The organism is Undibacterium sp. KW1, assembly GCF_009937955.1.
Taxonomy (GTDB): domain Bacteria; phylum Pseudomonadota; class Gammaproteobacteria; order Burkholderiales; family Burkholderiaceae_D; genus Undibacterium.
The window spans coordinates 529,982-547,965 of the sequence record NZ_AP018439.1; the positions used below are offsets into that span (position 1 = coordinate 529,982).

Here is a 17,984-nt window from a genome sequence, read left to right on the forward strand (position 1 = left end):
CTTATTCAGAAGGGGACGACGTGACCGAAGCTGCAATTAGCCATAGCGCCAGATAATAGCAGCTGAGGATGAGCAAGGGAGAATGTGCGATAGGCGAGTAGAAGCGGTTATACGCCAGCAGAGTGTCTGACAGCATGAAGCACAGACCACCAATCATGGCCAGACGGCCAGACATGCTGCGCAACAGCAAGCCACGGCTGATGGCTTGTGCTGTCATGCAAAGCAGCAGGCAAACGTAAACAACAACAGGTATTTGCAGGGCGGTGGGCAAGCCCGGCCAGAGTATCCATAGGTTGATGACGCCAAGGGCAGCGATACCAGCAAAAGCAAGTGGTTTGCTAGCAAAGCGGCTGTCACTGATGAGTGCTCGCAAGAAGCAGACGTGCGCCAGTAAAAAACTCAGCAGGCCACATAAAAAACCATGGCGAAATACTGTGCCAGGTAGCATCAGAAAGATGTCACCAATCAGCGAACAGATGATCCCAATCAGTATGGCAGTTTGATAGATGCGACTGATGACACGCTTATTTTGCCATGCAAAAAAGAAGATGGCGAGCGTCGTCAGTGGTTTGAAAACATAATGAAGATATTGCGCGCCGCTGATTTCTTTTCCCCATTCCGCACCGGCAATTGCCAGCGCAGCAAAAATGAAGATGAATGCAGCGCGCAACATCGCAGGCATGGTTATCAGCCAGTGTGCTTCAGCAGGCGCGCAACATCGCGTGCGAAATACGTCAGGACGCCATCAGCACCGGCACGCTTGAATGCCAGCATGGATTCCATCATGGTCTTATTATGATCGAGCCAGCCATTTTGCGCTGCTGCCTTGATCATCGCATATTCACCACTGACCTGATAGGCAAAGGTCGGCACCTTGAATTCATCCTTGACCCTGCGTACGATATCCAGATAAGGCATGCCAGGTTTGACCATGACCATGTCGGCACCTTCAGCGAGATCCAGTGCCACTTCGCGCAGCGCTTCATCGCTATTCGCTGGGTCCATCTGGTAACTGGCTTTATCGCTTTTGCCGAGGTTGGCGGCGGAGCCTACTGCTTCACGGAAAGGACCGTAAAAGGCTGACGCATATTTGGCTGAGTAAGCCATGATGCGGGTGTGGATGAAATTATTCGCTTCGAGTGCATGACGGATTGCACCTATGCGGCCATCCATCATATCGCTGGGAGCAACGATATCGACACCGGCCTCCGCCTGTACCAGTGCCTGGCGTACCAGCATGGCCGTGGTCTCATCATTGAGGACATAACCGTCAGCATTCAACAAACCATCCTGGCCGTGGCTGGTGTAGGGATCCAGTGCCACGTCGGTCAATATGCCGAGTTCCGGGAAGCGGCTTTTCAGTTCGCGTACGGCACGGGGTATCAGGCCCTTGGGATTGGTGGCTTCTATGCCATCCGGGGTTTTCAGGTGCGGGTTGATGGCAGGGAATAGCGCCAGCACCGGTATGCCCAGGGCGACGCAATCTTCTGCTACACCCATCAGCAAATCTATCGTTACTCTTTCCACGCCAGGCATGGATGAAACTTTTTCACTTTGATTGACGCCGTCGATGACAAAAACGGGGTAAATCAGGTCGGCAGCAGTGACCATGTTTTCACGCATCATTGCGCGGGAAAACGCATCTTTACGCATACGGCGCATACGTATTGCAGGGAAATGTGCCGAGGGATGAAGAGATTTATTAGATGACATAGGATGAGGTAATCAGATGAAAAGAATTTTATGCAGGTTAATGAAACTTTTTTTAAGTTGCAACATCTTAATGCACAGGTTGGATCAACTCCACGCCTACCGCTTCTCCTCCCTGAGCGGGCACCGTGCGTCCCTATTCGTAACGGTGTTATTACCCCGGCAAAAAGACTAACTTTGCCGGGGTTTTTTTATTCTGCTTCAGCCGACTTGTTTGCGCCTGCATCGGTTTCATCCGCCGCATTAATGGTATCAGCGCTATCAACGGTATCAACAGCATCAAGGGTATCAACGATGGGATCACGGTCCAGTCCCACCAGACGTTGCACGGCTGCATCGGCTTCTTCTATGCCTATGCGTTTCAGCGCAGAAAATAATTGCAGACTGAAAGGGAACAGCGGGCCTTCATCATCCACGTAACTGTCGAGTACCGCTTTGGCTTTGCGCAAAGCATCGGTACATTCGCTGCGATTGAGTTTATCTGCCTTGGTCAAAATGCAATGGATGGGGCGACCAGTTGGTGCAAACCATTCCAGCATCTGTATATCCAGGTCAGTGAATGGGCGGCGGGCGTCCATGATCAACACCAGGGCTGCCAGTTGCGTGCGTCTTTGTACATAAGCACCGAGCAACTGGTTCCAGTGTTGCTTGGCGGCACCTGGTACCTCGGCATAGCCATAGCCTGGCAAATCCACCAGCAGGGCGCGGATTTCATCGACCCTGGTTTCATCCTTGCGGTGCTGGCCCACATGGGCGCCACCTATGGAAAAATAATTAATATGTTGTGTGCGTCCCGGTGTTTTTGAGGCAAAACAGAGTTTTTTCTGATTACACAGGGTATTGATAGCGGTCGATTTGCCAGCGTTGGAGCGGCCAGCGAAAGCAATTTCCGGCACGTGGGTGCGCGGGAGATCGCGCAGATGATTCACCGTAGTGAAGAAGCGGGCTTGCCAGAGGATAGACATAGAGGAAAGGAATAATGGAAAAATGCAACATAAGGCAGTAAAAACGCCCGAAAGCTATTGTACAATAAGGGGTTAGGTCTTGGGCAGCGATTAAAACCATGTCCACATGCCAGTTTTGTACGTATTTCGTTGCAAAAAAGAGCCTTTTTACGTATCAACTCGCTGCAATATGTCGCCAATAGGGCAGATTTCTATTATTTAGTCTCAGGGTGTTTGAATGAACCGTGCTTTCTTATCGTTGTCTAAGTCCATCAGCGTCGCAGTCCTGGCGGTATCGTCTTTTGCCTCTTCGGTCCATGCTAATGAAGTAGCCAAGCCAGCCAAGGCCGACCCAGTCAAAGGCGAAGCACTGTATACCAATGGTGATGCAGCCCGCGGCATTACTGCCTGCGTATCCTGCCATGGCGCAGCCGGTAATTCCACCATTGCTGCCAACCCCAAGCTGTCTGCCCAGCATGAAGCTTACCTGGTCAAGCAATTGACAGATTTTACTGGTGATACACGGAAAAATGCCATCATGACCACCTTTGCCAAGGCCATGACAGCAGATGACATGAAAAACGTTGCTGCTTACCTGGCTACGCAAAAATCCAAACCAGGCACTGCAAAAAATAAAGACATCGTTGAACTGGGCAAGCAAATCTATCGCGGCGGTATTGCAGAGAAAAATGTTCCGGCCTGCGCTGGCTGTCATAGCCCGAATGGTGCTGGTATTCCTGCACAATTCCCGCGCATTGCAGGTCAACATCAGGACTACACGATTGCCCAACTGACAGGTTTCCAGAACGGTTCCCGCAAGGATGGTGCAAAAATCACCGGTGCCCGCCAAAATAGTGCGCAGATGATGACGATAGCCAAGAAAATGTCTGAAGACGAAATCAAGGCGGTTGCAGACTACGTCGCTGGTCTGAAGTAATACATCAGGTAAAGTATTTGAGGAGGGGGTGGCAATAGCCATCCCCTTTTTTCATGATGGATGCCCGTGTAATAGCTATTCACCTGTATTCAGCCAGATTTTAATGAAGCGTGTACTATTCGTTGCGCCCGGATATTGATATAAAACACTTCCTGGCAAGGATGTTTCTTTTAACATCTGCAGCAAGCATTTTGCGCAAGCATCATCTGTCATATCCCAAGCAATAAGCAGAGAGTATGGAAAACAAGATAGAAGGCGATCAGCCTGCAGATACTGGCGGCATACAGCTGCAAACCCGACGCGCCTGGCTGGCGGATGCGGTTGAATTACTGTCTTCCATGCGTTTTGCCATCAGCTTGTTGACACTGATCGCGATTGCCTCAGTGATAGGCACAGTGCTCAAGCAAAATGAGCCCATGCCTAATTATGTGAATCAGTTTGGCCCTTTCTGGTTTGAGATTTACAGCAAACTCAGCCTGTATGCCGTGTATTCAGCCTGGTGGTTCTTGCTCATCATGACTTTCCTGGTGATCTCGACTTCATTATGCGTGATACGCAATGCACCGAAGATGATCAAGGACATGCGTAGCTGGCGCGATAATGTGCGTGAACAATCCTTGCGTAATTTTCATCATCGTTCCGAGTGGCAAAGCAGCAATGGCCGGGGTAAGATGACTGAGCAGATACTGGCCCATCTGGCACGTATCGGTTACCGTTTCAAGCTGGTTGAAAAAGAAGGCGCAACCCTGATCGCCGCCAAACAGGGCGCGGCAAATAAATGGGGTTACATCTTTGCCCATAGTGCGATTGTCATCATTTGTGTGGGCGGTTTGCTGGATTCTGAATTGCCTATACGTTTCCAGCAATGGTTCATGGGCAAGGTGCCGTTTGAAGGGAGTGGCATTATTGCCAAAATACCTGAACAACACCGTTTGTCTCTCTCCAATCCTACCTTCCGTGGCAATACCATGATCCCTGAAGGGGCCAGCAGCAGCACGGCCATCTTGCCGCAGGCAAGTGGTGTGCTGGTGCAGGACTTGCCTTTCACCATCAAGCTGAAAAAATTCACGATCGATTTTTATTCCACCGGCATGCCCAAGCTGTTTGCAAGCGATGTGGAAGTCACTGACCATGATACTGGCAAATCCTTCTCGTCTACCATCAAGGTCAATGAGCCTTTGATTTATAAAGGTATTGCAGTCTATCAATCAAGCTTTGAAGATGGCGGCAGCCGTTTGCAGGTCAAGGCTTATCCCATGCTTGGGCCAGATGCCAGCACGCTTGCCATAACAGGTGAAGTGGGTGGCAGTACGGCCTTGAAGCCAGGTACCGGTAATGACTTTACGATAGAATGGTCTGGCTTCCGGCCATTTAATGTCGAGAACATGGCGCGTAATGGCAGTGACGTCAGGGCGGTGAATCCCAACCAGACCCTGAATGAAAAATTCACGGCTGACCTGGACAAGCACCTGGGCTCTGCCGCCAAGAATGCCAATAATAAAGATTTGAAGAATGTCGGCCCCAGCCTGCAATATAAATTGCGGGATAAAACTGGCCAGGCCAGGGAGTTTCATAACTACATGCAGCCCGTTGAGATCAATGGTGACTACATGATTTTGGCTGGCACGCGCGATTCGCCAGGCGAAGCCTTCCGCTATCTGCGTATTCCTGCTGATGATGAGGACAGTATCAAAGACTGGATGCGTTTGCGTGCAGCAGTACAAAATCCTGAAATGCGTGCCCAGGCTGTAACGCGCTTCGCCGAGAGTGCATTAAAAAGAAATCAATCCAGTGGTGCGCAAAAATCTGATTTGTGGGCAACTTCTGCGAAGATCAGTCTGGAGGCTTTCGCCGGGGATGATAAATTATCCGGCCTGAATGCCATTTCCAAATTGCTGGAAAAAGTCCCGCATGCAGAACAAGAGAAGGTCGCCGAAGGCTTTATCAAGGTCTTGAACGGCACCATGTGGGAGTTATGGATGGTGGCCCGTGAAAAAGAGGGTTTGCCTGCTTTTGAGCTGGATGAAAAACATGCCCGTTTCCTGCAACTGGCGATAGGTGCGTTGTCTGACGCTACTTTCTACGGTGCACCAGTCTATTTGCAACTCACCGGTTTTGATGAGGTCAAGGCGTCGGTATTGCAGGTCACGCGCTCACCGGGCAAGAATGTGGTGTATCTTGGCTGCCTGTTTCTGGTCATAGGCGTGTTTTCCATGTTCTATATCCGCGAGCGCCGTTTGTGGGTATGGATCAAGGATAATGACCAGGGTGCACATGCACTGATGGCGCTGAGTTCCCAACGCAAGACACTGGATTTTGAAAAAGAATTTGAGCAATTGAAATTGCATTTGCAGCAACTGAGTACGCAAGCCGGGCTGAAGAGTCAGGCAGCGCAGGCAGAACATGCAGCGCCTGCAGATACACCACGAAATGCAGAGTAATCGACTACACTATGAAGCAGGTGGCCTGATGGCCCAAGCATCCGGGGAAATATGATGGAAGCGACACAGAATTACACACCCTACCAGGGTTTCTTTAAACGACTGTCGATAGCGGACTGGTTATACGCCGTGGGCTTGTGCATGGCGTCCCTGTTTGCCTTCAGCCGGTTTGGTGCCTATATGGACGGCTATGAAAAAGCCATCGTCTTGCTGGCTGCGCCCACATTTGCCTGGCTGGGCTGGTACTGGAAACCTGTGCGGCCACTGCTGGTGATACTGGCTGTGCTGAGTCTGTTTGCCATACAGCTATACGGTGGTTCACTGGATATGGCGAACAAAAAATTCTTCCTCAAATACCTGTTGTCCAGCCAGTCTGCCATCTTGTGGATGAGCACTTTATTTTTCCTGTCCACCCTGTTTTACTGGGGCGGCCTGATCGCTCGCTCTGATTTTGGCGCTTCGGTCGGTACCGTATTGTGCTGGTCCGCAGTGGTCATGGGCTTCACCGGCATGCTGGTGCGCTGGTATGAGTCTTATCTGATCGGTGCCGATGTCGGTCATATCCCGGTCTCGAATCTGTATGAAGTATTCATTTTGTTTTCGATGATTACGGCGATGTTTTATTTGTATTATGAACAGCAATATCGTACCCGCCAGTTGGGGCCATTTGTCATGCTGGTCATCTCCGCCGCCGTCGGTTTCTTGCTGTGGTACACCGTCAGCCGTGAAGCTGCAGAGATCCAGCCACTGGTGCCTGCATTGCAAAGCTGGTGGATGAAAATACACGTACCCGCCAATTTCATCGGTTATGGTACTTTTGCCTTGGCAGCCATGGTGTCTGTTGCCTATTTGCTCAAATCCAAAGGCTATCTGACCGACCGTTTGCCAGCGCTGGAAGTGCTGGACGACATCATGTACAAGGCTATCGCAGTTGGCTTTGCCTTCTTCACAATTGCCACGATCCTTGGTGCCTTGTGGGCAGCCGAGGCCTGGGGCGGTTACTGGTCATGGGACCCGAAAGAAACCTGGGCACTGATCGTCTGGCTCAATTATGCTGCTTGGTTGCACATGCGCCTCATGAAAGGCTTGCGTGGTCAGGTCGCGGCCTGGTGGGCGCTGGTGGGTTTGTTAGTGACCACTTTTGCTTTCCTCGGCGTGAACATGTTCTTGTCCGGTCTGCACTCTTACGGCACGCTATAAATATTGAGATAATTTGTAAGGATCAGCAGGAAACTCCGACTCATGAGAAACTAGGGCGTAATAGCGATGTCAAACCGCTGTTGCGCCATACTCAACCACGGAGTCCCCCATGCTGATCAAACGTAGCCCTAATGGCATAGACTTGCCTTTCTCTTCAGAAATCACACCTCGTGCAGTGTTTGATGCGCGCCGTGATTTTATCCGCAAGATGGCACTGGGTTCCATCGCTGGCACAGCCCTGTTTGAAATGGCCAACCGCGCCGCTTTTGCCCAGAACCCTGGCGCGCAAAAGCTGGCCGCCAATCCGAATTCTGCCTATGCGCTGATGGAAAAGCATACCGCCTACAAGGACGCAACGACCTACAATAATTTCTATGAGTTCGGGACCGACAAGGCTGACCCGGCAGTGACTGCTCACACACTCAAGCCACGCCCCTGGTCTGTCAGCATAGAAGGTGAAGTCAAAAAGCCGATGACGCTGGACCTCGACAGCCTCATGAAACTGGCACCTATGGAAGAACGCATTTATCGCCTGCGTTGTGTTGAGGGCTGGTCCATGGTGATACCCTGGGCAGGTTATTCATTGTCCAACCTGATCAAAAAAGTTGAGCCTACGGGTAATGCCAAATATATAGAATTCGTCACACTCGATGACAAGAAGCAAATGCCAGGCTTGCGCAGCCCTGTGCTGCAATGGCCCTATGTAGAGGGTCTGCGCATGGATGAGGCAAATCATCCGCTGGCCTTGTTGACCTTTGGCATGTATGGCGAAGTCTTGCCTAATCAAAATGGTGCGCCGGTGCGTATGGTCTTGCCGTGGAAGTATGGTTTTAAATCCGCCAAGTCCATCGTCAAGATACGCTTCGTCAAGGAGCAGCCACGTACTGCCTGGAATATAGCGGCAGCCAATGAATATGGTTTTTATTCTAACGTGAACCCTGAGGTTGATCACCCGCGCTGGTCGCAGGCGACTGAGCGCCGTATTGGTGAAGATGGCCTGTTTTCACGCAAGCGCAAGACCCTGATGTTCAATGGTTATAGCGAAGTGGCGTCGCTGTATTCAGGCATGGACCTGAAAAAGTTTTTCTAGGATAGGCGCACCCATGTTGCTCACCAATAAGCAGGTCTCCCAGTTCAAGATAGTCTTGTTTGTCCTGGCCTTGTTGCCGTTTATCAGGCTGGTCAGTTTTGTATTCCTGGACAAGCTGGGCGCGAACCCGGTTGAATTTATCACCCGCAATACGGGTGACTGGACCCTGTATTTCCTGTGCATGACTTTGGCCGTGACACCTTTGCGCAAGCTCTTGCACATGCCGTGGTTAATCCGCTGCCGTCGCATGCTGGGCGTATATACCTTCTTTTATGCTTTCCTGCATTTCATGACTTTTCTGTGGTTCGACCATTTCTTTGATGTGGCCGAGATGTGGAAGGATGTCATCAAGCGCCCATTCATCACAGTCGGCTTTATTGCCTTTGTCTTGCTTATTCCCCTTGCCGTGACCAGCACCAATGGCATGATCAAACGCCTGGGTGGCAAGCGCTGGCAGTGGTTGCATAAGTTGATCTATTTGATCGCACCGCTGGGCGTACTTCACTATTTCTGGATGAAGGCTGGCAAGCATGACTTTTCGCAGCCGGTATTGTTTGGCCTTATCGTTGCCGCTCTGCTCATGATACGTCTTTGGTGGCGCTGGTTTGGCCGTGAGCCTGTGCTTGTGACGGGAGCCTGAGTCCTGCGTAATTTGTCCGCTTTACATGTTGCGGGCGCACATTGATCCTGTTTTACAGCGCATATTTCTTCGCGGCATAATCGCGTTTTTGAAGAATGCGGGCACAGACCCGCTCATTGCGTAAAACATGGAAGACTATTTACTCGAAAAGAAGACGGCTGCGACACTTACCCAGCGTGTCGCGGTCAGTACCCTGGGTTTGATAGGCTGGCGCGTACTGTACCGGCCCTTGCCGGGGCCGCGTGGTGTCATCATCGTTTATCCTCATACCTCAAACTGGGACTTTGTTGTCGGTGTTCTGGCCAAGCTGGCGATAGGTATGCCTTTTCACTTCATTGCCAAATCCTCTTTGTTTGAGGGATTGACTGGTGCCACCATAGGCCGTCTGGTGCGCTACCTCGGTGGCGAGCCAGTAGAGCGTGGCGTATCAAGCGGGACAATCGCCCGCCTGGCAGAAAAAATCAATCAATCCGACTGGTACTGGATGGCGATCACGCCTGAAGGAACACGCAGCCGGAAGCCGTATTGGCGCAGTGGTTTTTATCATATTGCCACCACGGCAAAAGTACCCTTAGGCTGTGCCCGCTTTGACTTTGCCAGGCGAGAAGTCACGCTGGTTGATTACCTGACACTGACAGGTGAGCAGGCACAGGATCTGGCCAGCATTGCCGCTGTATATCAAGGTGTGCAAGGCTGCCGCCCCGAGCAGGCTGGCCCCATCGCATTTCGCCCTGAGGATGGCAATGTTCAGGGCTGAGCTGGCGTGTTGTTTGTGCTGACAGGGGCAGGCTTGGTCGGCATGACCAAGGGGCCCTTCTGGCCGCAAGCCGTCAATAAAGACATGATGAAAAATAGGCTAATCAGTTTGCGCATCTTGTATTCCCTGAACACCGTATAGAATGGCGTTTTACTTATGAAGACGCTGGAGTGTAGCATGACTGAATCTGAATTCCTGGTACTGGCAGATACTTGCTTGCAGCAAGTTGAGGAATTATTCGAACTAGCCTTTGAAAACGATGAGTACGATGTCGAATGCAGCCGTAGCGGCAATGTGCTGACGGTGGAATTTATCGATACCAATTCAAAAATCATCGTCAATAGCCAGGCACCGATGCAGGAGATGTGGGTGGCGGCACGCAGTGGTGGTTTCCACTATAAGTATGACGGCCAGCACTGGCTCAATACCCGCGACGGGTCAGAATTGTTTGCAACCTTGTCCCGCGTGGCGCAAGAGCAAGGTCGCTAATTCACCGTTCCCTTATTCCTCGATAACACTGATAGGCGGAGCCAGGCTGCTGACACCTGAGCCTGGCGGATTTTCTGCATAATAATAGTCACCATCGACGGCGATGATACCCTTGGGTACCGGCCTTTCTTCGATAGGGAAATCCTTCAGGGTTTTTTGCATGTAACCTATCCAGATGGGCAGTGCAAGACCGCCGCCAGTTTCTTTATTGCCCAGGTTTCTGGGTTGATCAAAACCTATCCAGGCTATACCAACTACCTTGGACTGATAACCGGCAAACCAGGCATCGAAAGAATCATTGGTGGTACCAGTCTTGCCTGCAATGTCCGGGCGTTTCAAGACCAGAGCCTTGGTTGCCGTCCCCATTTTGACGACGTCGCGCATCATGCTATCCATCAGGAAGGCATTGCGCTCATCAATGACGCGATTGGCTTCATCGCCAGCCATGTCGGGCTTGGTTTGTACCAGCACCTGGCCATTGCTGTCGGTGATCTTGGAAATCAGGTAAGGATTAACCTTGTATCCACCATTGGCAAACACGGCATAAGCACCTGCCATTTGCAGAGGTGTCACCGCACCGGCGCCCAGGGCCAGCGTCAGGTAGGGCGGGTTTTTCTCAGGCAAAAAGCCAAAGCGATTGGTATATTCCTGCCCATATTTTGCGCCTATCTTGTGCAAGATGCGGATGGAAATCATGTTCTTGGACTTGGTCAGGCCGCGACGCATGGTCATCGGGCCTTCGTATTTGCCATCATAATTCTTTGGCTCCCAGGCCTGTCCACCGGTCTGCCCCGCGTCAAAGCTGATCGGTTCATCATTGATGATGGTCGACGGTGACAGGCCTTTTTCCAGCGAAGCAGAATAGATAAATGGCTTGAAGCTGGAGCCGGGTTGACGCCAGGCCTGGGTAACATGGTTGAATTTGTTGAGGTTATAGTCAAAACCACCGACCAGGGCGCGGATTGCTCCATCGGTGGTGTTTGCCGCAACAAAGGCCGATTGCACTTCAGGCATCTGGGTAATGCTCCAGCTCTTGCCTTCCAGCACCACGCGTATCACGGCACCGCGCTGTATGCGCTTGTTGGCCGGTGTTTTTACAGACAGGCCGCTGGCGGCGAAAGTCAGGCCGGTATCTTCGATACGGATTTCTTCGCCAGACGACAAGACTGCCCGTACCAGTTTGGGTGTCGCTTCCAGTACCATGGCGACTTGCAAGTCATCGCTGTCGGTATGTTCAGCCAGTTCTTTCTCTATGGCGTCTTCGGCTGCTTCCTTGCCTTCGGGTATGCTGATGATGGCTTCCGGGCCACGATAGCCATGACGTTTTTCGTAATCCATGACACCACGACGCAGGGACAGATAGGCCGTGTCCTGGTCACTCTTGGTAATCGTGGTGTAAACATTCAGGCCACGGGTATAGGTTTCTTCCTTGAATTGCTCATATACCAACTGACGCGCCATTTCTGCAACATATTCGGCGTGGATGCCAAATTCATTGCTATTGGTTTTGGTGATCAGTTCTTCATTTTTGGCTTGTTCGTATTGCGCCTCGGTGATGTAGCCAAGATTGCGCATCCTTTGCAAGATATATTGCTGCCTGACGGTTGCCCGCTTGGGATTGGCGACCGGGTTATAGGCGGAGGGTGCTTTTGGCAAGCCTGCCAGCATCGCCGCTTCAGCGATGGTCACATCCTTCAAGTCTTTGCCAAAATAGATTTGTGCGGCGGAAGAAAAGCCATAGGCACGCTGCCCCAGATAAATCTGGTTCATATAAATTTCCAGGATCTGGTCCTTGCTCAGATTCTGTTCTATCTTCCAGGCCAGCAGGATTTCATAAATTTTGCGCTTGAAGGTTTGCTCGCTGGACAGGAAGAAATTCCTGGCGACCTGCTGGGTAATGGTAGAGGCGCCCTGTTTGGCGCCGCCCGTCAGATTATGTACTGCCGCACGGGTGATGCCCTGGTAATCAACGCCGCCATGCTCATAGAAGCGGTCATCCTCGATAGCCAGCACGGCTTTTTTCATGATCTCAGGGATGTCCTTGAAGCGCACGACATTGCGTCGCTCTTCGCCAAATTCAGCAATCAGCATATTGTCAGCCGAGAACACCCGCAGTGGCATTTTAGGTTTGTAGCTGGTAATGGAATCCAGTTCTGGCAGGTTTGGATAAGCCATTGTAAGTGCAAAACCAATAATTAGTACTCCTGCTACAACTAATCCGAATAAAACCCCGCAGTTCCGAGTACAATGCGGGCGAAAAGCTTTCCAGCACTGCGCTTTTGTGGCTCAGGTTGATTGTCGGGTTCTTTGTTTTGCTCTGACATAGGGGCTAATTGTAAATAAGGCAGCGTACATTATAGCTGTCTTCGGTGAGCATTAGACTGTCAGCAGATAAGCGGATTTGTAAGCAAATTTTCAGAATATTCGGAATATACGTGGATATTTGGCAACGCATAAGGGTAGTGCTGCGCGGAAATTGCTTTACCAATGCCAGTCTTATTGCTAGGATTTCATGTAAGCTTGGATAATTGTCTTGTAAATAGCGGTTTTTAAAGGCAATTTACTTTTGGCAATATAATGTTTCGCACATGTAATTTTGTGTAAATTGAAATGATGATGTAATCGTGAGGGGATATTCTTGGCTTTAGATCTGGCTTCGTTGCTCGGCAGAAAAAATCCGCCACTATTTGGTCTGGATATCAGTTCTCTCGATATCAAGCTTGTTGAACTTTCGGAAGGAAGCAACAAGTCCTATCGACTTGAGCGCTATGCCTCAGAACCACTGCCCAAAGGCGCGGTGCTGGATGGCAATATCGAGAATATTGAACAAGTGACTGAGGCAGTCCGCAAACTCGTGAAGAAAAGCGGAACCTCGGCCAAAAACGTAGCAATGGCAATGCCGGCTTCTGCCGTCATTACAAAAAAAATTATACTCGGCGGTACCCTGACCGAACAGGCACTTGAAGTGCAGGTTGAATCAGAGGCTAGTCAGTACATACCTTTCTCCATGGATGAAGTCAGCCTGGATTTCTGTGTGCTGGGACCGGCGGCCAATGCGGAAGAAGATATAGAAGTGATGCTCGCTGCGTCCAGAAAAGAAAAAATTGAAGATCGCGTAGCCATCATACAGGCAGCGGGTTTGCAAGCCAAAGTCATGGATATTGAATCCTATGCTGCGCGTGCTGCAGTCTCACGTCTGGTCGATCAGCAGGCTAATGGCGGCAAGGACCAGATCTACGCAATTTTCCAGATAGGCTCCAAGCGAACTTATATTTTCATCATGCTTAATGGCGAAGTCATTTATGAGCGTGAACAGCAGTTTGGTGGCGCCCAGCTGACCCAGGATATCGTCAGGAATTATGGCCTTTCCATAGAAGAAGCGGAGCAGAAAAAGAAAAATGGTGATCTGCCCGACACCTATGAAATGGAATTGCTCGAACCTTTCCTGGAAAGTGCGGCGCTGGAAGTAACCCGTGCCATACAGTTCTTCTTCACTTCCACCCCTTTTACCCGGGTAGATCAGATTTATCTGTCTGGTGGTTGTGCGGTGATATCAGGTCTGGTCGATATTATTGCTGAGCGTACCAAGATTTCTACTGCAGTGGTCAGCCCGTTCAAGGGCATGGAACTAGGTTCGGGCGTCAATGAAAAAGCTTTGCGCAATGATGCTCCGGCTTACATGGTTGCCTGTGGTCTGGCATTACGGAGATTTGGCTGATGATCAAGATTAATCTCCTGCCGCACAGGGAAGAAAAGCGCAAACAGCTCAAGAGTGATTTTTATGGTCTGTTGTTACTGGCTGCGATAGCTGGTGCTCTGGTGGTTGTGGTGGTGAGTGCTTACTTTGGGCGTGAGCTGTCAATCCAGAATGATAAGAATGACTTTATCAAGAAAGAGATCGCCCAGCTTGATGAGCGCATCAAAGAAATCGCTACGCTAAGGCAGGAAATTGATGGTTTGAAAGCCCGCCAACAAGCCGTTGAGGATTTGCAGGGCGATCGTAATCAGCCTGTATATTTGCTTGATGAGCTGGTCAAGTTAACACCTGAAGGGGTTTACCTCAAGCAATTGAATCAGGATGGTCAGAAGGTTACTTTGGCTGGTTACGCACAATCTCAGGACAGGGTCGCTGAATTTATTCGTAACCTGGGCAATAAATCGGATTGGATGTTCAAGCCAGAACTGAATGACATTCACTCAACCGGTTTGGGGCAGGGCAGGGATGCCAAGAAAGTATTTGAGTTTAAGGTGAATGCAGGTATCAAGCGTCCGCGTGAACGGGAAGAGGCAGCTTCACAGGCCGCCGCCTCGGCCGCTACTGCTACGCCTGGTTCTGTTGCTCCTGCTGCGCCGGCTTCGTCAGCCGCCAGCGCAGCCAAAAAACCTTAGTGTGTGATTATTTATGCAATGCAACGGAAGATTGTAAATGGCGATTAATCTGAATGAAGTTGGCCAGTCTTTAAGCGCCCAATTTCAAGGCTTGAATGGACTGCACCCTGGCTTGTGGCCAGTTGCGCCCCGCATGGCGTCTGCTTTAGGCGTCTTGATTGTGGTGGTTGCACTGGGTTGGTATGTTCAATGGGATGGCCAGATGACGGCCATAGAAACAGGTCAGGCTGAAGAGGTCAAGCTTCGGGGCGAATACAAACAAAAGTTGCAGCAGGCGATTAACCTGGATGCCCTGAAAGAGCAACGCAAGCTGGTTCAGCAATATGTTGCCACCATGGAGAAGCAATTGCCTAGCCAGGCAGAAATGGCGGCTTTGCTGGCCGATATCAATCAGGCCGGTCAGGGACGTGGATTGGCGTTTGACTCTTTTGTACCAGGCTTGCCAGCAGTTAAAGATTATTATGCAGAGTTGCCGATTGCCATCAAGATTCAGGGCAATTATCACGACCTCGGACAATTTGTCGCGGACATCGCGAAATTGCCAAGGATTGTCACCTTGAATAATCTGAATATTACCCGCGCCACGGATGGCAATCTGACGCTTGACGTGACGGCCAAGACATTCCGCTATTTGAATAGGGACGAAGTTCTTGATCAGGCTGAGAAGAAGAAGAAGGAGCCTAAAAAATGAAGAACATCGTCATTAAGCCGACGCTTTGTTTGTTCCTGGCGCTTTCCTTATCTGCTTGCGGCGATAGCCAGGAAACAGAATTGCGTGCCTGGATGGCCGCAGAGAAAAGTCAGGCAAAAGCAGTGATTCCCAAAATCAGTCCCCCTAAGGTTTATGTTCCATTTGCCTACGGCGGAAAAGAAAGTATTGAGCCCTTTGATCCCGCCAAATTGCTTGCTGTGCTGGCACGCCTGAAAGCAGAATCAAGCAATGGCCTCAAACCTGACCTGACCAGACCAAGGGAAGCGCTGGAGTCGTTTCCCATGGATAGTCTGAAGATGGTGGGCACGATAGAAAAAAACAAGCTGGTTTATGCCCTCGTACAAGTAGACAAGACTGTGTATCAAGCCAAACTGGGATCTTATCTGGGCCAGAATTTTGGAATGATTACAAAAATTTCGGAGAATGAAATCGAAATCAAGGAAACAGTTCAGGATGCGGCGGGTGATTGGACTGAGCGGCAATCCAAGTTAGAGTTGCAGGAGGCAAAGAAATGAATGCGTTGATAAATACAAGTATAAGGGGCGCCAAATTGGTTAAATTTATTTTATTTGCGTTGCTTGGTTTTTGCAGTGCTGCTTTTGCGCAGACAAACTCGATAGAGTCACTGACAGCCAACCAGCAGGGTGCAAACATTATCGTCAAGATCACCTTGAAAAAACCATTGGAAAAACTTCCTTTGGGTTTTGCTATTGCCAACCCATCCCGTATCGCCATTGATTTCGCAGATGTCAGCAATAACACCGGCAAAACTACGTTCGATATGAACATGGGTGACTTGCGGGTGATTAACCTGATTGAAGCAACCGGACGTTCGCGCCTGATTTTTAATCTCAACAAATCCTTGAATTACGCAACTGCAATCGATGGTAATTCCCTCGTTGTTACGATTGATGCTTCTGGTGGTGTTGCAACGGCAGTTAATTCTCAGGGCTTGCCAGTTAATGTGCAACCAGCCGTTGTTGGAAAGCGCGTCTTGCGTGATATCGATTTTCGTCGTGGTGCCGCAGGTGAAGGCCGTGTAGTCATCGATTTGCCGCTGGACCAGGTTGCCGTCGATATTCGTCAGCAAGGACAAAAAATTGTTGTTGATTTCCTCAAGGTCAGTTTGCCAGAATCCCTGCGCCGTCGTCTCGACGTAGCCGATTATGGTTCTCCAGTGCAATTGATTACAACGACACCAAATGGTGAAAATGTCCGCATGGTGATTGAGCCTACCGGATTGTGGGAACATAGTGCTTACCAGAGCGATACCCAGTTTGTGGTTGAAGTCAAACCAATCAAGGAAGACCCCAACAAATTAACGCAAGGCACCCAGGGTTACCGTGGTGAACGCTTGTCTTTCAATTTCCAGAATATTGAAATCCGTGCGATTTTGCAGATCATTGCAGAGGTCAGCAGCCTCAATATTATTGCCAGTGATACAGTGAATGGAACGATCACCTTGCGCCTGAAAGACGTGCCATGGGATCAGGCACTCGATATCATCATGCAGTCCAAGGGGCTGGATATGCGCAAAAATGGTTCTGTGATCTGGATCGCGCCAAAAGAAGAGTTATTGACCAAAGAAAAACTTGAACTTGAGCAAAAAGCGCAGATTGCAGAACTGGAACCCGTAAAAACCGAATCTTTCCAGCTCAATTATCAAAAGGTTGAAGCATTTAAACAAGTTTTTGGTGTTGATGGTGCAAGTACAAACCGCATACTTTCCAAGCGTGGCAGCGCTGTGATTGAGCCACGTACCAATCAGCTGTTTGTTACCGATATTCCTTCCAAACTGGAAGAAGTGCGCAAGTTGATCGCTAAAACCGATATCGCTTCCAGGCAGGTATTGATAGAGGCACGTATAGTCGAAGCGGATGATAAATTCAGTAAAAATCTTGGTGCCAAATTGGGTTTTGCTGACTTGCGCGGTATCGCAGGCGGAAATGCCGGCTATCAGGTCGCTGGAAACCAGCGCGTAGCGCTGACTGGTAATTACCTTGGTGTCGGTGAGCAAACCCTGCAAGCAAAAATTACAGATCAAAGCTTTATTCCCAACACTCAATTTGTGAGCTTGCCTGCGGCTGGTATTAACGGTCTCAATCCTGGCAGTTTAGCTGTCAGTCTCTTTTCTTCTGCTGCGAATCGATTCCTGAATTTGGAATTGTCAGCACTGGAAGCCGATGGCAAAGGTAAAATAGTGTCAAGTCCGCGGGTTGTGACCGCCGATCAGTTGAAAGCATCGATAGAGCAAGGTACTGAATTGCCATATCAGGTTGCTACTTCAAGTGGCGCAACCTCCATTATTTTCCGTAAGGCTACATTGCGACTGGAAGTGACACCGCAAATCACGCCTGATGGGAATGTGATCCTGGATGTTGATGTACATAAAGACAGTGTTGGTCAGGAGACCAGAGCAGGGTTTGCAATTGACACCAAAGAGGTGAAAACCATTGTTCTGGTAGAAAATGGTGGCACGGTAGTCCTCGGTGGTATCTTCCAGCAAACTGAGCGTGATAGTGTGACAAAAGTACCGTTCTTTGGCGATCTTCCATTGTTTGGCAATTTGTTTAAAAGTACTGGCCGCACGAATGACAAAACTGAATTGCTGATTTTTATTACTCCCAAGATTGTTGCCGAGAAATTTAGCAACAAACAATAAAGAGTTCTGGGCT

At 49.9% G+C, this 17,984-nt stretch carries 17 protein-coding genes; 12 read left to right on the forward strand and 5 right to left on the reverse strand.

The window, feature by feature from the left end; translation table 11 throughout:
- Position 1 precedes the first annotated feature (1 nt).
- The 3 genes from UNDKW_RS02475 to yihA all read right to left on the reverse strand — a co-directional run bounded on the left by UNDKW_RS02475 (position 2) and on the right by yihA (position 2,675).
- Positions 2-682: a lysoplasmalogenase gene (locus tag UNDKW_RS02475; protein ID WP_162057430.1), complete on the reverse strand. Its 681-nt coding sequence runs from the start codon at positions 680-682 to the stop codon at positions 2-4.
- A 5-nt stretch (positions 683-687) separates the two neighbouring features.
- Entirely contained in the window at positions 688-1,713 is a 1,026-nt protein-coding gene (gene hemB / locus UNDKW_RS02480) for a porphobilinogen synthase (RefSeq protein WP_162039571.1), read from the reverse strand.
- Positions 1,714-1,901: 188 nt separating this feature from the next.
- The gene (yihA, locus tag UNDKW_RS02485) at positions 1,902-2,675 is read right to left on the reverse strand and encodes a ribosome biogenesis GTP-binding protein YihA/YsxC (protein ID WP_162057431.1); all 774 of its coding nucleotides are present in this window, start codon (positions 2,673-2,675) and stop codon (positions 1,902-1,904) included.
- Between the two features lie 217 nt (positions 2,676-2,892).
- Here yihA and UNDKW_RS02490 point away from each other — a divergent pair, with 217 nt between their 5' ends.
- The 6 genes from UNDKW_RS02490 (at position 2,893) to UNDKW_RS02515 (ending at position 9,719) form a co-directional block, all read left to right on the forward strand.
- The gene (locus UNDKW_RS02490) at positions 2,893-3,591 is read left to right on the forward strand and encodes a cytochrome c (protein ID WP_162039573.1); all 699 of its coding nucleotides are present in this window, start codon (positions 2,893-2,895) and stop codon (positions 3,589-3,591) included.
- Positions 3,592-3,827: 236 nt separating this feature from the next.
- Entirely contained in the window at positions 3,828-6,032 is a 2,205-nt protein-coding gene (locus UNDKW_RS02495) for a cytochrome c biogenesis protein ResB (RefSeq protein WP_162057432.1), read from the forward strand.
- A gap of 51 nt (positions 6,033-6,083) precedes the next feature.
- Entirely contained in the window at positions 6,084-7,232 is a 1,149-nt protein-coding gene (ccsB, locus tag UNDKW_RS02500; protein ID WP_370529072.1) for a c-type cytochrome biogenesis protein CcsB, read from the forward strand.
- A 109-nt stretch (positions 7,233-7,341) separates the two neighbouring features.
- Positions 7,342-8,322: a protein-methionine-sulfoxide reductase catalytic subunit MsrP gene (gene msrP / locus UNDKW_RS02505; RefSeq protein ID WP_162057434.1), complete on the forward strand. Its 981-nt coding sequence runs from the start codon at positions 7,342-7,344 to the stop codon at positions 8,320-8,322.
- A gap of 13 nt (positions 8,323-8,335) precedes the next feature.
- A complete protein-coding gene (locus UNDKW_RS02510) occupies positions 8,336-8,962 on the forward strand; it encodes a sulfite oxidase heme-binding subunit YedZ (RefSeq protein ID WP_162057435.1) in 627 nt (208 codons plus the stop codon).
- Positions 8,963-9,089: 127 nt separating this feature from the next.
- On the forward strand, positions 9,090-9,719 hold the full coding sequence (locus tag UNDKW_RS02515; protein WP_162057436.1) for a 1-acyl-sn-glycerol-3-phosphate acyltransferase: 630 nt from the start codon (positions 9,090-9,092) through the stop codon (positions 9,717-9,719).
- Here the strand turns inward: UNDKW_RS02515 and UNDKW_RS02520 are convergent.
- A complete protein-coding gene (locus tag UNDKW_RS02520) occupies positions 9,710-9,835 on the reverse strand; it encodes a lipoprotein (protein WP_162057437.1) in 126 nt (41 codons plus the stop codon). The genes UNDKW_RS02515 and UNDKW_RS02520 overlap by 10 nt on opposite strands.
- A 61-nt stretch (positions 9,836-9,896) precedes the next feature.
- On the opposite strand from UNDKW_RS02520, the gene cyaY reads away from it, so the two are divergent.
- On the forward strand, positions 9,897-10,208 hold the full coding sequence (gene cyaY / locus UNDKW_RS02525; RefSeq protein ID WP_162039580.1) for an iron donor protein CyaY: 312 nt from the start codon (positions 9,897-9,899) through the stop codon (positions 10,206-10,208).
- A 12-nt stretch (positions 10,209-10,220) separates the two neighbouring features.
- Here the strand turns inward: cyaY and UNDKW_RS02530 are convergent, their stop codons facing one another.
- Complete coding sequence (locus UNDKW_RS02530) at positions 10,221-12,383, reverse strand: penicillin-binding protein 1A (protein WP_162057438.1); 2,163 nt, start codon at positions 12,381-12,383, stop codon at positions 10,221-10,223.
- Positions 12,384-12,846: 463 nt separating this feature from the next.
- Here UNDKW_RS02530 and UNDKW_RS02535 point away from each other — a divergent pair, with 463 nt between their 5' ends.
- The 5 genes from UNDKW_RS02535 to pilQ are packed head-to-tail and all read left to right on the forward strand — an operon-like array spanning position 12,847 to position 17,971.
- Positions 12,847-13,926 carry a pilus assembly protein PilM gene (locus tag UNDKW_RS02535; RefSeq protein WP_162057439.1) on the forward strand — a complete coding sequence of 360 codons (1,080 nt, stop codon included), beginning with the start codon at positions 12,847-12,849 and terminating at the stop codon, positions 13,924-13,926.
- Positions 13,926-14,597 carry a PilN domain-containing protein gene (locus UNDKW_RS02540; RefSeq protein WP_162057440.1) on the forward strand — a complete coding sequence of 224 codons (672 nt, stop codon included), beginning with the start codon at positions 13,926-13,928 and terminating at the stop codon, positions 14,595-14,597. The genes UNDKW_RS02535 and UNDKW_RS02540 overlap by 1 nt, the downstream gene beginning before the upstream one ends.
- 37 nt (positions 14,598-14,634) lie before the next feature.
- Positions 14,635-15,288: a type 4a pilus biogenesis protein PilO gene (locus tag UNDKW_RS02545; protein ID WP_162039584.1), complete on the forward strand. Its 654-nt coding sequence runs from the start codon at positions 14,635-14,637 to the stop codon at positions 15,286-15,288.
- Positions 15,285-15,824 carry a pilus assembly protein PilP gene (locus tag UNDKW_RS02550; protein ID WP_162057441.1) on the forward strand — a complete coding sequence of 180 codons (540 nt, stop codon included), beginning with the start codon at positions 15,285-15,287 and terminating at the stop codon, positions 15,822-15,824. The genes UNDKW_RS02545 and UNDKW_RS02550 overlap by 4 nt, the downstream gene beginning before the upstream one ends.
- The gene (gene pilQ, locus UNDKW_RS02555; RefSeq protein ID WP_162057442.1) at positions 15,821-17,971 is read left to right on the forward strand and encodes a type IV pilus secretin PilQ family protein; all 2,151 of its coding nucleotides are present in this window, start codon (positions 15,821-15,823) and stop codon (positions 17,969-17,971) included. The genes UNDKW_RS02550 and pilQ overlap by 4 nt, the downstream gene beginning before the upstream one ends.
- The last annotated feature ends 13 nt before the right edge of the window (positions 17,972-17,984 follow it).

Excerpts from the sequence above, each read along its gene's own strand:
- UNDKW_RS02490 (WP_162039573.1), top strand. The coding sequence starts at position 2,893 with ATGAACCGTGCTTTCTTATCGTTGTCTAAGTCCATCAGCGTCGCAGTC.
- UNDKW_RS02510 (WP_162057435.1), top strand. The coding sequence starts at position 8,336 with ATGTTGCTCACCAATAAGCAGGTCTCCCAGTTCAAGATAGTCTTGTTT.
- cyaY (WP_162039580.1), top strand. The coding sequence starts at position 9,897 with ATGACTGAATCTGAATTCCTGGTACTGGCAGATACTTGCTTGCAGCAA.
- pilQ (WP_162057442.1), top strand. The coding sequence starts at position 15,821 with ATGAATGCGTTGATAAATACAAGTATAAGGGGCGCCAAATTGGTTAAA.
- hemB (WP_162039571.1), bottom strand. The coding sequence starts at position 1,713 with ATGTCATCTAATAAATCTCTTCATCCCTCGGCACATTTCCCTGCAATA.
- UNDKW_RS02520 (WP_162057437.1), bottom strand. The coding sequence starts at position 9,835 with ATGCGCAAACTGATTAGCCTATTTTTCATCATGTCTTTATTGACGGCT.
- UNDKW_RS02515 (WP_162057436.1), top strand. The coding sequence starts at position 9,090 with ATGGAAGACTATTTACTCGAAAAGAAGACGGCTGCGACACTTACCCAG.
- UNDKW_RS02495 (WP_162057432.1), top strand. The coding sequence starts at position 3,828 with ATGGAAAACAAGATAGAAGGCGATCAGCCTGCAGATACTGGCGGCATA.
- UNDKW_RS02530 (WP_162057438.1), bottom strand. The coding sequence starts at position 12,383 with ATGGCTTATCCAAACCTGCCAGAACTGGATTCCATTACCAGCTACAAA.
- yihA (WP_162057431.1), bottom strand. The coding sequence starts at position 2,675 with ATGTCTATCCTCTGGCAAGCCCGCTTCTTCACTACGGTGAATCATCTG.
- UNDKW_RS02550 (WP_162057441.1), top strand. The coding sequence starts at position 15,285 with ATGAAGAACATCGTCATTAAGCCGACGCTTTGTTTGTTCCTGGCGCTT.
- UNDKW_RS02540 (WP_162057440.1), top strand. The coding sequence starts at position 13,926 with ATGATCAAGATTAATCTCCTGCCGCACAGGGAAGAAAAGCGCAAACAG.
- UNDKW_RS02475 (WP_162057430.1), bottom strand. The coding sequence starts at position 682 with ATGCCTGCGATGTTGCGCGCTGCATTCATCTTCATTTTTGCTGCGCTG.
- ccsB (WP_370529072.1), top strand. The coding sequence starts at position 6,084 with ATGATGGAAGCGACACAGAATTACACACCCTACCAGGGTTTCTTTAAA.
- msrP (WP_162057434.1), top strand. The coding sequence starts at position 7,342 with ATGCTGATCAAACGTAGCCCTAATGGCATAGACTTGCCTTTCTCTTCA.
- UNDKW_RS02545 (WP_162039584.1), top strand. The coding sequence starts at position 14,635 with ATGGCGATTAATCTGAATGAAGTTGGCCAGTCTTTAAGCGCCCAATTT.